Genomic DNA, 15,206 nt, shown 5'->3' with positions numbered 1-15,206 from the left:
GGGACACCGAGAGGCTGTCCCGGCCGTCGTCGTGTGCAACTCCTCGCTGGCGCAGCGCAGTTCGGCGCGGAACGCGGCCGGTGTCCGGTCCGTGTGCTGGTGGAAGAACTTGGAGAAGTTCGCCGGGTCGGGGAGGCCGACGGCGGCGCCGACCCGGCCGATCGGCAGGTCGGTGTGGACGAGGAGGCGCTTGGCCTCCAGGACGACGCGGCGGTCGATGAACGCCTTGGGCGTCAGTCCGGTTGCGGCGCGCACCGAGCGCACCAGGGTGCGGCGGGATTGACTTGCTCCTCTGACTGAAGCCCGACGATTCTGGCCTTCTCGACTTGTTGCTGTGCCGCTACGCGGCACGGGGTTCGGTCGGGAATCCGTGGCTTCCTGTTTCTTCGCACTGTGCCGGAATTACTCCTGGTCTTACCGGCGCTCCGCAGGCCGATACCGCCAGTCCGGCGGCCGTCTTCACGTTGATCGCGGCATTGGTATCCCGGTCGTGGACGGTGCCGCAGGCGGTACATGTCCCATTCCCGGACGTTTAGGGGTTTGGGTCCGTCCAGGGCGCCGCAGGTGGAGCAGATCTGGGAGGTCGGTGTGAACCGGCCGATCTTGACCAGTGTGCGGCCGTACCGTTGTGCTTTGTACTCCAGCATGCTGATGAACGATGACCATCCGGCGTCGTGCACGGACTTGGCCAGGTTCGTGCGGGCCAGTCCCGCCACCGACAGGTCCTCCACGGCGATCCCTTGGTTCTCGGAGATCAGCTTAGTGGAGAGCTGGTGGTGGAACTCACGGCGTGCGTCCGCGACCTTGGCGTGCGCGCGGGCGACCTTGAGACGGGCTTTGGCCCGGTTCTTTGATCCCTTCTGCTTGCGGGACAGTTCCTTTTGGGCCTTCTTCAGCTTCTTCTCCACGCGCCGCAAAAAGCGCGGGGAGTCGATCTTCGTGCCGTCGGAGAGGACGGCGAAGTGGGTGAGGCCGAGATCGATGCCGATGGTGTGGTCGGTCTCGGGCATCCGGGTCGCGTCGGCGGCGGGATCGGTGTCGATGACGAAGGAGGCGAAATACCTGCCGGCCGCGTCCTTGATGACGGTGACGGAGGTGGGGATGGCGGGCAGGGTGCGGGACCACTTCACCTTCACCGCGCCGATCTTCGGCAGGTTCAGACGGCCACCGCCAGTGACGTTCCAGCGGGCGTTGGCGGTGAACCGGATCGACTGCCGCGTGTCCTTGCGGGACTTGAACCGTGGTGCTCCCATCTTCGGTCCCTCGCGCGTGGCCTTGAGGGAGGCAAAGAAGTTGCGGTACGCCTTCTCGGCGTCCCGTAGGGACTGCTGGAGCACCACCGCGGACACCTCGCCGAGCCAGGACCGCTCGGCTGTCCGCTTCGCCTCGGTGATCAGCTTCCGGGACAGCTGACCGGCTGTCGGGAACGGCTGCTCGGCCTTTCGGGCGTCTTTCACGGGCGCGGACCGCGTCGTTGAACACCACCCGGGCGCACCCGAACGCCTTCGCCAACGCAGTCTGCTGACCGGTGTCCGGGTACAGGCGGAAGCTGTACCTGAGCTGCATGACCGGCACCCTACATACGTGGGTTATGGGTGAGATGCAGGAGATCAGAACTGGTCGCCACTGTGCTTTCGTGATGTATGTGCACGTGGTCTTCGCGGCCAGGTTCTGGCACCAGGTGTTCACCAATGCACACTTGAGGTGGATGGAGGAGATCATGCTTCGGTGTGTACGGACTTCGAGCGCAACCTGGTGGAGTTCAAGGGCGAGGGCCACCATGTCTACCTGCTGGTGAACTTGCCGCCCAAGTCGCCGTGACCAAGCTGGTCAACCCCCTCAAGGGCGTCTGCTCCCGCCGCCTGCGCCAGGAGATTCCCGACCTGGTGCGCCACTACTGGCGGACCAATAAGCTCTGGTCCGGGTCCTATTTCGCCGGAACCATCGGCGGCGCCCCGCTTCCCGTGGCCAGGCAGTACATCGAACAGCAGAACCGGCCGGTGTGAGCAACGTTCGGCTCCGCTGGGAGCAGCCCTCGCGACGAACCGCGGTGTCCGGCGGCGCCGGACATGAGTCTGCGAGACGCTCCGCGTCGCCACTGTCCGATAGCCGAGGGCGTAGCGCTGACGCTGTGGTTGACGGCGAAGTCCGGGGTTGATACTGGTGGGCTCGCGTATGCAACTGTCGCCAGTTCTCGGGGGAGGCGAGGGCGATCTGACGGTGTGTAGCCGCAAGTGACTCGGTGGCCCAATGTCTTGCCCAGGCCGACGTGGGCCGTGCCGCCGAGTGTGCTCGGCGGCTTCCCTACTTGTTGCTCAGTCGTGAGTCAACGCCGGGGTGTTGAACGAGATCCAGACGTCAGGAGGCGAGTCGGGCCGACCTGGTATCGATCTGCGTTCCTCTGTCCATGCGTCGTCGATCTCCGTGGCGACGCGACGCCAGAAGTGCACAGCGGAAATGTTGGCCTCCTGAAACGCGACTTCCCACGAGCCTGGGTGCCTGGCCCCGATCTCCTGAACAGCGTGCAGCCCGATCCCTGTCCGCCGTACGCCGCGCACCACGAAAAAGCTGTTCAGCACGCGCGTAGGGGCGCTCAAACTGCGGACGAAAGCGAACCCAGCCGGGCTGTCACCGCTTGTGAGGAGGTATGGCGCCCAGTCGGGCTCAGAGAATGCCATGTGGAGCCGGTCACTGCGGAAGGTTCCGTCAGCGTTGGGCAGCAGACCGTCGAACTCCGACATGTCATGGCGGAACATCAGCCACAGCCGCTCCACTATGGGGCGGTCGGCAATGCCTGCGAGGCGAATGGATACGTCTGGCACGAGACTCCTTTGCAGAGGTGGTCAACCGGCGAGCGCCGCATACCCGGTTCGGGAGCGCCAGGTCTCGGTCTCGACGGCGGAGGGCACCCGTATGATCAGCGCTGGGCCCCGTAAGCGGGCCCCGGGGCATGAAAAAAGCCTCCCTGGTGGATGCTGTATCCGGGCCAGGAAGGCTCACTGCTGACGGGGATTCTAGCAGGTGAATGCGGGCCTGCCGTTCACTTGCCCAGGGGTACAGGACCGGGCGGCACAGGTCTGGGCATGTGCATTGTCACCGTGTGTGGTCGCCTTCGGCGTAACGGCTCCATGTCCCGCCGGTCTCCTTGAGGAGCGGGTGGTGGTCTTGTCGTGGTAGCCGAGGGCTTCCGCGACGACGGGGGCAGGCAGTTCGAGGAGTTGCTGCCGGATGGCGGCACCGCGGGCGGCGGTGGCCGGGACCCCGACCTCGTTCAGAAGCGCGGACAGGTGGTCGGGGCGGAACGGCTGACCCGCCCGGCGGCCGGGGAAGAGCCAACCGGATGCCGGGTTGGTGGCAGTGTTCCGGGTCGGGGCGCAGCAGGGGCGGCAGGTCGTAGCGGTGCGGGCCGGTGGCCTCGACCGTGGCGCGGGGCAGGAAGCCGGGCTGCATGGCGAGGACGGTGCCGCGGTACTCGCAGTCACGCGAGAGGCGGTGCACCTGCCCGGGGCGGATCCACAGCAGGTCACCGGCCGCCGCCTCCTACTCGGCGAAGTCGACCATGTACCGGACGGGCCCCTCGGCGAAGAGCATCACCACATGGAAGTCGATCCGGTGGACACGGTCCAGCGGCGCGTCGGCGTGCCAGCCCCCCTCGGTGTCCATCGGGCCGACCTGGATACCCACACCACCGACGCTGCGGTCGACCGGGAAGGGAAACGTTCTGATCTCGCGGCCGTCGGCCGGGTTGTCTCTGTCCGCCATGTCCTACTCGCGCCGCTCTTCTGTCGCTCGCCCCGCTCAAGGTGCTTCGCCCTGGCCCGCGGGTGTCCCACTTTCACCACAGGCTGACACACCCCGCCCTTCCGCCATAAAAGTCAGACTTTTAAGGTCGAACGCGGTTGACCAGCAGGAGCCGGTAATCGATGACCTCTTGAACTCATGAAGGGATCGCTTTCGGATGAGCGCCCGCCGCGTGCAAGCTCTTTCAGAAGGTGACGCAGCCCGATCCCGTGGAACCCGAGTGGACCGGCCGCGCCCGCTTCGCCCTCTCCCCCGGCGTCGTCCGCCCGGCGGACGCCGACGAGACCGCGCCGGCCTGGGCCGAGACCCTGAAGAGGCACGCCACCCATCCGGCCCCGCCCGGGACCTGCTGGACGCGGTCGCCAAGTCGCTGGACAGCAAGGGAGTTGACGCGGAATGACCAGCTCCGTGGGGACGACCCCCGTGTGGACCAACCCGCTGCGGGACGAGCGCGACCGGCGCCTGCCGCGGATCGCCGGCCCGTCCGGGCTGGTGATCTTCGGAGTCACCGGTGACCTGTCCCGCAAGAAGCTGATGCCGGCCGTGTACGACCTGGCCAACCGCGGTCTGCTGCCGCCGGGCTTCTCGCTCGTCGGCTTCGCCCGCCGCGACTGGGAGGACCAGGACTTCGCACAGGTCGTGCACGACGCGGTGAGTGAACACGCCCGCACCCCCTTCCGTGAGGAGGTCTGGCAGCAGCTCGCCGAGGGCATGCGGTTCATCCCCGGCGACTTCGACGACGACACGGCGTTCAAGCAGCTGCGCCAGACGGTGGACGACCTGGACGCGGCCCGCGGTACCAGCGGCAACTACGCCTTCTACCTCTCCGTACCGCCGAGGTTCTTCCCGAAGGTCGTCCAGCAGCTGAAGAAGCACGGGCTGGCGGACGCCCCGGAGGGATCCTGGCGGCGGGCGGTCATCGAGAAGCCGTTCGGGCACGACCTGGCCAGCGCGCGCGAGCTGAACGGAATCGTGCACGAGGTGTTCGACCCGGAGCAGGTCTTCCGGATCGACCACTACCTGGGCAAGGAGACCGTCCAGAACATCCTGGCGCTGCGCTTCGCCAACCAGATGTTCGAGCCGATCTGGAACCGGTCGTACGTCGACCACATCCAGATCACCATGGCCGAGGACATCGGCATCGGCGGCCGCGCCGGCTACTACGACGGCATCGGCTCCGCCCGTGACGTCATCCAGAACCACCTGCTCCAGCTCATGGCGCTCACCGCCATGGAGGAGCCGGCCTCCTTCGACGCGTCCTCGCTGCTCACCGAGAAGCTCAAGGTGCTCAAGGCGGTCAGGCTGCCGCAGGACCTGGGCGCGCACACCGTGCGCGGACAGTACGCGCCCGGCTGGCAGGGCGGCGCCCAGGTGCCCGGCTACCTCCAGGAGGAGGGCATCGACCCGGCCTCGACGACGGACACGTACGCGGCCATCAAGCTGAACGTGGACAACCGGCGCTGGGCGGGCGTCCCCTTCTACCTGCGCACCGGCAAACGGCTCGGGCGTCGGGTCACGGAGATCGCGGTCGTCTTCCAGCGGGCCCCGCACTCCCCCTTCGACTCCACCGCCACCGAGGAACTCGGCGCCAACGCGATCGTCATCCGCGTCCAGCCGGACGAGGGCATGACGGTCCGCTTCGGCTCCAAGGTGCCGGGCACCTCGATGGAGATCCGGGACGTCACGATGGACTTCGCCTACGGCGAGTCCTTCACCGAGTCCAGCCCGGAGGCGTACGAGCGCCTCATCCTGGACGTGCTGCTCGGCGATGCCAACCTGTTCCCGCGTCACCAGGAAGTGGAGGAGTCCTGGAAGATCCTCGACCCGATCGAGGAGTACTGGGCGGCACACGGCCGGCCGGCCCAGTACGCGTCGGGCAGCTGGGGACCCGAGGAGGCCGACGAGATGCTCGCACGAGACGGACGGAGCTGGCGCAGGCCATGAAGATCGACCTGACGGACACCACGGCAAGCAAGATCAACAAGGCGTTGGTGCAGGGCCGCCGCGCCCTCGGCACGCCCGCCGTGGGCATGGTCCTGACGATGGTGATCGTCACCGACGAGGAGAACGCCTACGACGCGATCAAGGCGGCCGAGGACGCCTCCCACGAGCACCCCTCACGCACCCTGGTCGTCATCAAGCGGCACGCCCGCACCCCGCGCGACCGCACCCACTCCCACCTCGACGCCGAGGTCCGCATCGGCTCCGACGCCGGCACCGGCGAGACGGTGCTGCTGCGGATGTACGGCGAGGTGTCCGAACACGCCGACTCCGTGGTCCTGCCGCTGCTGCTGCCGGACGCGCCGGTCGTGGTGTGGTGGCCGGTGGACGCCCCGGACAACCCGTCCAAGGACCCGCTGGGCGCGCTGGCACAGCGCAGGATCACCGACATGTACGCCGTCGAGCACCCGCTGCGGGCCCTGGAGACCCGGGTCACGTCCTACGCGCCCGGCGACACCGACCTCGCCTGGACCCGGCTCACCCCATGGCGCTCGATGCTGGCGGCGGCCCTCGACCAGGCCCGGATGCGGGTGACCTCGGCGGCCGTCGAGAGCGAGGCCGAGAACCCCAGCGCCGAGCTGCTGGCGCGCTGGCTGCACGCCCGGCTGGACGTGCCGGTCGAGCGGGTGGTCACCCCGGGCCCGGTCGTCACGGCCGTCCGCCTCGGCACCGCCGACGGCGAGATCGTCATCGACCGCCCCGAGGGCCCCCTGGCCACCCTCTCCCTGCCCGGCCAGCCCTCCCGCACCCTCGCCCTGAAGGTGCGCCCCACCTCCGAACTCATCGCCGAGGAGCTCAGGCGCCTCGACGCGGACGAGATGTACGCCGTCGCCCTGCGGGGCGAGGCCACCAAGGAGACTCCCGCACATGTCTGACACCCCTGTGCCCACCGTGTCCCCTGCGCTCACCCGGCGGCCGGAGTGGGCCGCGCTGGCGGATCACCGTGCCCAATGGCATGCCCATCTGCGTGAGCTGTTCGCGAACGACCCCGGGCGCGCGGAGGGGTACGTGGTGCGCGTCGGTGATCTGCGCATCGACTACTCCAAGCACCTGGTCGACGACGAGACGCTGACCCTGCTGCAGGAGCTGGCCGCCGCCACCGACGTCTTCGGGCTGCGGGACGCCATGTTCCGCGGCGAGAAGATCAACATCACCGAGGACCGGGCAGTGCTGCACACCGCGCTGCGCGCGCCCCGGGACGCGGTCATCGAGGTCGACGGGGAGAACGTCGTCCCGGCCGTGCACGCCGTCCTCGACAAGATGGCCGCCTTCGCCGACCAGGTCCGCTCCGGCGCCTGGACCGGCCACACCGGCAAGCGCATCAAGAACGTCGTCAACATCGGCATCGGCGGCTCCGACCTCGGACCGGCCATGGCGTACGAGACACTGCGCGCCTTCACGGCACGGGAGTTGACGTTCCGTTTCGTCTCCAACGTCGACGGCGCGGACCTGCACGAGGCGGTGCGCGACCTGGACCCGGCGGAGACCCTGTTCATCGTCGCGTCGAAGACGTTCACCACCATCGAGACGATCACGAACGCGACCTCGGCCCGCAAGTGGCTGCTGGACGGCCTCGGGGGCGACGAGAAGGCGGTCGCCCGGCACTTCGTCGCCCTGTCGACGAACGCCGAGAGGGTCGCGGACTTCGGCATCGACACGGCCAACATTTTCGAGTTCTGGGACTGGGTCGGCGGCCGCTACTCCTACGACTCCGCCATCGGCCTCTCCCTGATGATCGCCATCGGCCCGGACCGCTTCCAGGAGATGCTCGACGGCTTCCGCATCGTCGACGAGCACTTCCGCAACGCCGCCGCCGAGTCCAACGCCCCGCTGATCCTCGGGTTGTTGGGCATCTGGTACGGCAACTTCTTCGACGCGCAGTCGCACGCCGTCCTGCCGTACAGCCACTACCTGTCCAAGTTCACCGCGTATCTCCAGCAGCTCGACATGGAGTCCAACGGCAAGTCGGTGGACCGCGAGGGCCGACCGGTGGAGTGGCAGACCGGTCCGGTGGTGTGGGGCACACCCGGCACCAACGGGCAGCACGCCTACTATCAGTTGATCCACCAGGGCACCAAGGTGATCCCGGCCGATCTGCTCGGCTTCGCCCGCCCGGTCGACGAACTGAGCGACGAACTCAAGGCGCAGCACGACCTGTTGATGGCCAACCTGTTCGCACAGGGCCAGGCGCTCGCCTTCGGCAGGACCGCCGACGAGGTCCGCGCGGATGGGGTGCCCGAGGAGCAGGTCGCGCACCGCACCTTCAAGGGCAACCACCCGACGACGACCATCCTCGCCCGGGAACTGACACCGTCGGTCCTCGGCCAGCTCATCGCCCTCTACGAGCACAAGGTGTTCGTCCAGGGCGCGATCTGGAACATCGACTCCTTCGACCAGTGGGGCGTGGAGCTGGGCAAGGTCCTCGCCAAGCGCGTCGAACCCGCGCTGACCGAGGGCGCCGACGTGCCCGGTCTCGACCCCTCCACCGCCGCCCTCGTGGCCGCGTACCGCGATCTCGGAAAGTGAGCAGGACCATGCAGCTCGGACTCATCGGCCTCGGCAAGATGGGCGGCAACATGCGTGAGCGGATCCGCCGCGCCGGCCACACCGTCGTCGGCTACGACCGCAACCCCGAACTCTCCGACGTGGCGAGCCTCGCCGAGCTCGTCGACCGGCTCGAAGCGCCGCGGACCGTCTGGGTGATGGTGCCGGCCGGCGCCCCCACCCAGTCCGTCATCGACGAGCTGGGCGATCTCCTCCAGGCCGGGGACACGGTCGTCGACGGCGGCAACTCCCGCTGGACGGACGACGAGAAGCACGCCGCCGAACTCGGCGCCAACGGCGTCGGGTTCGTCGACGCGGGCGTCTCCGGCGGAGTGTGGGGCCTGGAGAACGGCTACGCCCTGATGGTGGGCGGCGAGCGGGAGCACGTGGACCGGCTCCGGCCGATCTTCGACGCGCTCAAGCCGGAGGGCCCGTACGGCTATGTCCACGCGGGCAAGGTCGGCGCCGGGCACTTCTCCAAGATGGTCCACAACGGCATCGAGTACGCGATGATGCAGGCGTACGCCGAGGGCTGGGAGCTGCTGGAGAAGGTCGACTCGGTGACCGACGTCCGGGAGGTCTTCCGGTCCTGGCAGGAGGGCACCGTCATCCGCTCCTGGCTGCTGGACCTCGCCGTGAACGCCCTCGACGAGGACGAGCACCTGGACAAGCTGCGCGGCTACGCGGAGGACTCCGGCGAGGGCCGGTGGACGGTCGAGGCCGCCATCGACAACGCCGTGCCGCTGCCCGCCATCACGGCCTCCCTCTTCGCGCGGTTCGCCTCCCGTCAGGACGACTCCCCGCAGATGAAGATGATCGCCGCGCTGCGCAACCAGTTCGGCGGTCACGCCGTCGAGTCGAAGAAGTAGGCCGAGCCGTGGGGGATCTCCTGCTGGTCCGCCACGGGGAGACGGAGTGGAGCGCGTCGGAACGGCACACCAGCCGGACCGATCTGCCGCTCACCGCACGCGGCGACGACCAGGCCAGGTCCCTCGCTCCGCTCCTCTCCGGCCGGACCCTCTCTCTCGCACTCACCAGCCCGCTGCGGCGCGCCGTCCGCACCGCCGAACTCGCGGGCATCCACGGGGTCGTGACCGACCCCGACCTGCACGAGTGGGACTACGGCGGTTACGAGGGCATCACCACCGCCGAGGTGCACCGCACCCGCCCCGACTGGTGCCTGTGGACGGACGGGGTACCGCCCGGACGGGACGGTCACCCCGGCGAGTCCCCGGCCGAAGTGGGCCTGCGCGCCGACCGCGTGCTGTCCCGGGTGGACGCGGCGCTCGCCGACGGTGACGTCGTCCTCGTCGCCCACGCCCACTTCCTGCGAGTCCTCACGGCCCGGCGGCTGGGCCTGCCGCCCTCCGGTGGCCGGCTGTTCCAGCTGGCCACCGGCACGATGAGCCGGCTGTCGACCGAGCACGGGTGGCCCGTCGTCGCGGAGTGGAACAGCCGACCGTAGTCGGTTGACAGCGGGTTGAGCGCCCGTCAGAGTCGCGGCTGATGGAGATCGACGATCTGACACCAGCTGAACAGCGCGTCTGGCGGGCCTTTTCCACGGGCGCGACGGTGGACCTCCGCGAGGAGGGCGAGCAGGCCGTACGCGCCGCCGTGTTGCGGGGCCTGCTCCTCAACGGCCCGCACGAGCCCGGCGAGATAGCGGCCCTCAAGGTCATAGGAGCGCGGATCACCGGCGTACTGGACCTGCGGTACGCGAGAGTCGACCATGTCGTACGCCTCAGTCACTGCCGTTTCGACGAGGTCCCGGATCTCTCCGGCTCCCAGGTGAGCTACCTCAATCTCAGCGACTCCGAACTGCCGGGGCTGTCCGGGGCACGCACCCGGGTGGACGGCAGCCTGCGGCTGAGCCGGTGCCGGTTCCGCGGCCCGGTCCACCTCGGTGGGGCGCAGATCTGCGGGACGTTGTTCCTGGAGCGGGCCGAACTGACCGCACCGGCCGGCTCGGCGGAGCCGGTGCTCCAACTCAGCCAGGTGACCGTCGAGGACGAGCTGTGCGCGCCCGGGCTGCGCACGCACGGCGAGGCGCGGCTCAACGGCGCGACCGTGGCCGGGTCGATCAATCTGGAGGACGCCGACCTGCGGCACCCTGGCGGAAATGTCATCGACGCCGAAGCCCTCGACGTGGGTGCCAACGTCCTGGGCCGGCGACTGCGTGCGCAGGGCCGGATCGATCTGCGCGGCGCCCGCGTCCCCGGGCGGGTCGACCTGCTGCGCACGGCCCTGTCCAACCCCGGCGGCACGGTCCTGCGGGCCAGTAGCTGCGTCATCGGCGAACTGTGGCTGCGCGGCGGCCCCCCGGTCGTCGGCAGACTCAATCTGCGCCGCTCCCAGATCGAACAACTCGACCTGGAACCGGAGATGCTGCCGGACGAGGTCAGGCTGCTCGACCTCACCTACACCTTCCTCACCCCGCACGAACCCGTCGAGCGCCGGCTGCCGATGCTGGAGCGCGACGGCGGCACCTTCGACCCGCACGGCTACGAGCAGCTGACGGCCGCGTACCGCCGGATCGGCGACGACCGGGCCGCCCGGCTGGTGCAGCTCGCCAAGCAGCGCCGGCACCGCCGGACGCTCCCCTGGTACGGCCGGGCGTGGGGCCGCCTCCAGGACGCCGCCGTCGGCTACGGCTTCCGGCCGCTGCGTGCGCTGGGCTGGCTGCTGTCGCTGCTCGCCGTCGGCTCCGTCGCCTTCGCGGTGCACCACCCCGCGCCCCTCAAGCCGGGTGAGGCACCACCGTTCAACCCGGTCTTCTACACCCTCGACCTGCTGCTGCCGGTGATCTCCTTCGGGCAGGAGGGCGCGTTCGCGCCGCGGGGCTGGTACCAGACACTGTCGTACGTCCTCGTCGTCACCGGCTGGATCCTGGCCACGACGGTCGTCGCGGGCGTGACCCGGACGGTCAGCCGCCAGTGATTCGGCTATCGTGGCCCGCTCACGAACGGTGAGAAGGCCAGGCGGGAGGCGGTGCGGGGTGACCGGGGCGGGGTGGATACGGGTGCCCGTGGGGGACGACGCGGCGCGGTGGGCGACCCGGGGGCGCACCCGCAAGGTGCTGTTCGTCGTCCACAACGTGACCTCGGCGACCCGGCTGCTGGACGTCCTGCCGCTGTTCCACGACGACTTCAGGGTGCAGACGCTGGTGACGTGCACCGGGTCGTCCGCCTTCCAGGCGGGGGTGGCGGATCTGCTGTCGGACATGGGTCTGCCGGTGGTGCCGTGGGAGCAGGCCGTCGAGACGGAGGTGTCGCTGGCGGTCTCGTCAAGTTTTGGTGGTCAAATCGAGCGATTCTCAGGGAAGTTGGCCATCCTGTCACACGGTGTCGGATACACTAAAAGGCTGGCGACACCCAACACCCAACACCCAACACCCAACACCCGGCAGCCTGGTGGCGGAAGTCGGGCCGGGGGCGCCGGTGTTCGGGATGTCTCCGGAGTGGTTGCTCTGCGCGGACGGGACGCCCGTCGCCGACGCGCTCGTGCTGTCGCACCCCGAGCAGTACGAGCGGCTGCGCACGGTCTGTCCCGAGGCCGCGCACACGGCCGCCCTCGCCGGGGACCCGTGCTGGGACCGCGTGCTGGCGGCCCGGCCGTACCGTGACCGGTATCGCCGCGCCCTCGGGGTGGGCCGCCGGCAGCGGCTGGTGCTGCTCAACTCCACCTGGAACCCCGAGTCGCTGTTCGGCGACGGCGGCGACGACCTGCTGCCCTCCCTGCTGCCCCGGCTGACCTCGGAGCTCCCTGCCGACGAGTACCGACTCGCGGCCGTGCTGCACCCCAACGCCTGGCACGGCCACGGCCCCGGCCAGATCCGCGCCTGGCTGGACCGCGCCCGCCGCGCCGGAATGGTCCTGGTCGACCCGCTGCACGGCTGGCGTCAGGCCCTGCTGGCCGCCGACGCCGTCATCGGCGACCACGGCTCCGTCACCTACTACGCGGCCGCGCTCGGCACACCCGTCCTGCTCGGCGCCGCCCCGCTCGACGGTCTCGACCCCGACGCCCCGGTCCACGCCTTCGTGCGCACCGCTCCCCGGCTGGACGCCGCCATGCCCCTGCGTCCCCAGCTCGACAGCCTCGTCACACGCCACCAACCCCGCGAAGAGGCACGGGAGTTCATCACCTCCGTGCCCGGCGAGTCGGCCGCCCGGCTGCGCCGGCTCTTCTACGGCATGCTCGACCTGCCCGAACCGGAGGAGTCGGCCCGGCTCGAACCACTCCCGCTGCCGCCGTACGAACCGGCCCCGCTCACCGTGCCGTTGCAGGTGGAGACCCGGCTGCTGGGCTCGGGGGAGGTCGCGGTCAGCCGGTACGCGGGCCCGCATCCGGCACCGTGCGTGATGACGGGCGAGGCGCATCTCGCCGTGCATGAGGACACCCGGGAGAGCGACCAACTCGCCAGCGCCGACGTGGTGTTCCGACAGGGCGCCGCCGACGACCCGCGCCTCGGCCCGCCTGCCGACTGGACGGCCGAGACGCTCCGCCGGTTCCCGCACAGCGCGCTCGCCGCCTGGGTCACCGGGCCGGGCTCCTGTGTGGTGCGCGTCCGCTCCGGGGAGCTGTTCCACCTCACCACCGGGGTGGGCGCGGACCTCGACCCCGCCGTCGGCGCCTCCGCCCTGCACGCCTGGCTGGCGGCCGGGAAGAGCGCGGATGACCTGGTCTCCCACGGGCTGACGGTCCGCACGGGCGAGGCCGTCCACGCGGTCGTCGTGCGCGCCGGCGACGTCACTCCTCGGTGAGGCAGCGCTCCCGCAGCGTGCGCAGATACGCCACGTGATGGCTCGCGTTCTCCCGCGAGAGCGCCGACAGCGCCTCCTCGACCAGCGGCAGCGCGGCCTCCGGCGCGCCGCCGTCCAGGTGGGTCTCGGCGAGGTCGGTGAGAGTGCGGGCGGTGTTGTACGCCTCGCCCCGGGCGCGGAAGAAGCCGAGGGCGCGCTCCAGGCGGTCCAGCGCCTCCGCGCGGCGGCCGAGTCCGCGCAGGGCGCGGCCCCGGTGGCGTTCGAGCAGGGCGCGGGCGCGCGGCAGGTCGGCGGCGCCCTCGTCGTCGGGGCCGATGCGGTCGAGGATCTGGCCGGCCTCGTCGAAGCACTCGTACGCCTCCTCGAACCGCCACTGTCGCAGGCGCAGCAGCCCGAGGAACTCCACCGCGGAGGCGTGGCCGCGTACATGCCCGGCGGCCCGCTCCGCCCGCGCCGCGGCGAGGGCCTCGGGCTCGGCCTCGTCCCAGCGCCGCAACTCGGTCAAGGTATGGGCGAGTTGGGCGTGCAGGGCGCCGGCGGCACGGGTGCCGGGAGCGTGCTGGTCGGCGGTGCGGGCGCCGGTGCGCAGGGCGGGCAGCAGCACATCGTGGTGGCCGGCCTTGAGCTGGAGCGGCCACAGCGCCTGGCACAGCAGCAGGACGGTGTCGTGGTCGTCGAAGGCGTCGGCCGCCCGAACGGCCTGCACCAGGTTGGGTGCCTCGGCGGCGAGTGCGGCGACCGCGGTGCCCCGGTCGGGGAAGGGGACGGGCGAGGCGGCGGAGGGGACGCGCCAGCTCTCCGGCAGGGCGGCGCGGGCGGCGCCGACCGCGAGGTCGCGGTGGTGGCCGATCACGCGGGTGACGGCGGCCGAGCAGGCGGCGATGCCGTCGACGGCCGCTGCTGTGCGCTCGGCGTGGGCGCGTACGGCGGGCCGGTAGCGGTAGCGGCCGGTGTCGGTGCGCTCGACGAGCAGCGCGTCGGCCAGCTCCTCCAACAGCGCCTCGGCGGCGGACGGTTCGATGTCCGCGGCGCGGGCGGCCGCGGGTGCGTCCAGGGCGGGCCACTCCTGCACTCCGGCCAGCCGGTACAGACGGGCCGCGGCGGGGCCGAGCAGGCGGTAGGAGTCCTCGGCGGCCGCGCTCACCGGGTCCTCGGCGACCGTCGGGGCGGGGGCGGTCGCGGCGGGTGCCGTCAGCCGGGGCGCGGCGGCACGCAGGGCGTAGGGCGAGCCGGCGCAGCGGTCGAGGACCCCGGGCAGGGCGGCGCGGGCGGCGCCGATCGCCGGCTTGCCGACGAGGTCGGTGAGCAGCCGCACGGCGTCCTTGCGGGCGAGCGGTCCGACGGGGACACGGACGGCGTCGACGCCGACGAGCGGCTGCCGGGCGACGACGATCGTGAACACGCCGGGCGCGGGTACCAGCAGGGGCCGTAGCTGCGCGGCGGAGCGGACGTGGTCGAGCACGACGAGCAGCCGCAGGTCGGCCGCGCAGCGCCGGAACAGGGTGGCGCGGTCCTCGGCGGACGGGGGGATCTCCTCGTCGGTCAGGCCGAGTTCGCGCAGCAGGGTACCGAGGGCCGCCTCGGGGGCGAGGGCGCGCAGATCGGCGTAGAGCTGGCCGTGCGGGTAGCGGGCGGTGTGGCGCCAGCCCCAGTGGAGGGCGAGGGTGCTGGTGCCGATGCCGTCGGGACCGTGCAGCAGGGCGAGCCGGGGGCGCCCCGCGAAGGCGCGGGCGGCCTCCTTGTCCAGGACTTTCAGGGCCTGCTGGCGGTCCGTGAAGAAGCTCGGCGCGGCGGGCAGGGTCGGGCGCCGGGGGCTGCGCGGACCACCGGGGACGCTCACCTCGCGGGCGAACAGCGTCCAGGCGCGGGCGAGTTGCGGGTCCCGCCGGACTCCGTCGTGCACCAGCCGGGCCACCTCGTCGAGCTCTCCGGCGGTGGTGGGGGCGGGCACCTCCCGCCCGGCGACACGGCGGACCAGCCCGCCGGCCGTCTCCCAGGCCCAGCGGCCCGCCTCGTTCGCCATGCCCGACCCGACGGCTCCGAGGACCGCGCCGATGGCTCCCATGGACACCGGATCCAGCATGCGGTGTGCTCCCCCAC

10 protein-coding genes and 3 pseudogenes are annotated in these 15,206 nt (G+C 70.8%); 8 read left to right on the top strand and 5 right to left on the bottom strand.

Annotation, left to right across the window (positions count from 1 at the left end):
• Positions 1-54: 54 nt before the first annotated feature.
• Positions 55-279, bottom strand: a pseudogene (locus ACH5AC_RS32120) (helix-turn-helix transcriptional regulator); the annotation flags it as partial.
• Positions 280-340: 61 nt separating this feature from the next.
• A pseudogene (locus ACH5AC_RS32115) lies at positions 341-1,566 on the bottom strand (RNA-guided endonuclease InsQ/TnpB family protein).
• A gap of 251 nt (positions 1,567-1,817) precedes the next feature.
• Between ACH5AC_RS32115 and ACH5AC_RS32110 the strand changes: the two are divergent.
• Positions 1,818-2,006, top strand: coding sequence for a transposase (locus tag ACH5AC_RS32110; RefSeq protein ID WP_398865773.1), 189 nt, complete (start codon positions 1,818-1,820; stop codon positions 2,004-2,006).
• Between the two features lie 309 nt (positions 2,007-2,315).
• On the opposite strand, the gene ACH5AC_RS32105 is transcribed toward ACH5AC_RS32110, so the two are convergent.
• Complete coding sequence (locus tag ACH5AC_RS32105) at positions 2,316-2,822, bottom strand: GNAT family N-acetyltransferase (protein WP_398865772.1); 507 nt, start codon at positions 2,820-2,822, stop codon at positions 2,316-2,318.
• Positions 2,823-3,366: 544 nt separating this feature from the next.
• Positions 3,367-3,762, bottom strand: a pseudogene (locus ACH5AC_RS32100) (AraC family ligand binding domain-containing protein); the annotation flags it as partial.
• A 435-nt stretch (positions 3,763-4,197) separates the two neighbouring features.
• Here ACH5AC_RS32100 and zwf point away from each other — a divergent pair.
• The 7 genes from zwf (at position 4,198) to ACH5AC_RS32065 (ending at position 13,106) form a co-directional block, all read left to right on the top strand.
• Entirely contained in the window at positions 4,198-5,745 is a 1,548-nt protein-coding gene (gene zwf / locus ACH5AC_RS32095; protein WP_398865771.1) for a glucose-6-phosphate dehydrogenase, read from the top strand.
• On the top strand, positions 5,742-6,677 hold the full coding sequence (gene opcA / locus ACH5AC_RS32090; protein ID WP_398865770.1) for a glucose-6-phosphate dehydrogenase assembly protein OpcA: 936 nt from the start codon (positions 5,742-5,744) through the stop codon (positions 6,675-6,677). The genes zwf and opcA overlap by 4 nt, the downstream gene beginning before the upstream one ends.
• Complete coding sequence (gene pgi, locus ACH5AC_RS32085) at positions 6,670-8,328, top strand: glucose-6-phosphate isomerase (protein WP_398865769.1); 1,659 nt, start codon at positions 6,670-6,672, stop codon at positions 8,326-8,328. Before opcA ends, pgi begins: the two co-directional genes overlap by 8 nt.
• Before the next feature lie 8 nt (positions 8,329-8,336).
• Positions 8,337-9,215, top strand: a complete 879-nt coding sequence (gene gnd / locus ACH5AC_RS32080; protein WP_398865768.1) for a phosphogluconate dehydrogenase (NAD(+)-dependent, decarboxylating) — start codon at positions 8,337-8,339, stop codon at positions 9,213-9,215.
• 8 nt (positions 9,216-9,223) lie between these two features.
• Positions 9,224-9,811, top strand: a complete 588-nt coding sequence (locus ACH5AC_RS32075; protein WP_398865767.1) for a histidine phosphatase family protein — start codon at positions 9,224-9,226, stop codon at positions 9,809-9,811.
• 41 nt (positions 9,812-9,852) lie between these two features.
• Positions 9,853-11,283: a membrane-associated oxidoreductase gene (locus ACH5AC_RS32070; protein ID WP_398865766.1), complete on the top strand. Its 1,431-nt coding sequence runs from the start codon at positions 9,853-9,855 to the stop codon at positions 11,281-11,283.
• 509 nt (positions 11,284-11,792) lie between these two features.
• Positions 11,793-13,106 carry a hypothetical protein gene (locus ACH5AC_RS32065; protein WP_398865765.1) on the top strand — a complete coding sequence of 438 codons (1,314 nt, stop codon included), beginning with the start codon at positions 11,793-11,795 and terminating at the stop codon, positions 13,104-13,106.
• Here ACH5AC_RS32065 and ACH5AC_RS32060 read toward each other — a convergent pair.
• A complete protein-coding gene (locus ACH5AC_RS32060) occupies positions 13,093-15,189 on the bottom strand; it encodes a tetratricopeptide repeat protein (protein WP_398865764.1) in 2,097 nt (698 codons plus the stop codon). The genes ACH5AC_RS32065 and ACH5AC_RS32060 overlap by 14 nt on opposite strands.
• Positions 15,190-15,206: the final 17 nt, after the last annotated feature.

Source organism: Streptomyces sp. NPDC018693 (assembly GCF_044391385.1).
Classification (GTDB): domain Bacteria; phylum Actinomycetota; class Actinomycetes; order Streptomycetales; family Streptomycetaceae; genus Streptomyces.
Note: the sequence above shows the minus strand (reverse complement) of the source record. Positions and strands in the feature narration are given on the sequence as shown.

Excerpts from the sequence above, each read along its gene's own strand:
- ACH5AC_RS32065 (WP_398865765.1), top strand. The coding sequence starts at position 11,793 with ATGTCTCCGGAGTGGTTGCTCTGCGCGGACGGGACGCCCGTCGCCGAC.
- opcA (WP_398865770.1), top strand. The coding sequence starts at position 5,742 with ATGAAGATCGACCTGACGGACACCACGGCAAGCAAGATCAACAAGGCG.
- ACH5AC_RS32060 (WP_398865764.1), bottom strand. The coding sequence starts at position 15,189 with ATGCTGGATCCGGTGTCCATGGGAGCCATCGGCGCGGTCCTCGGAGCC.
- ACH5AC_RS32070 (WP_398865766.1), top strand. The coding sequence starts at position 9,853 with ATGGAGATCGACGATCTGACACCAGCTGAACAGCGCGTCTGGCGGGCC.
- gnd (WP_398865768.1), top strand. The coding sequence starts at position 8,337 with ATGCAGCTCGGACTCATCGGCCTCGGCAAGATGGGCGGCAACATGCGT.
- zwf (WP_398865771.1), top strand. The coding sequence starts at position 4,198 with ATGACCAGCTCCGTGGGGACGACCCCCGTGTGGACCAACCCGCTGCGG.
- pgi (WP_398865769.1), top strand. The coding sequence starts at position 6,670 with ATGTCTGACACCCCTGTGCCCACCGTGTCCCCTGCGCTCACCCGGCGG.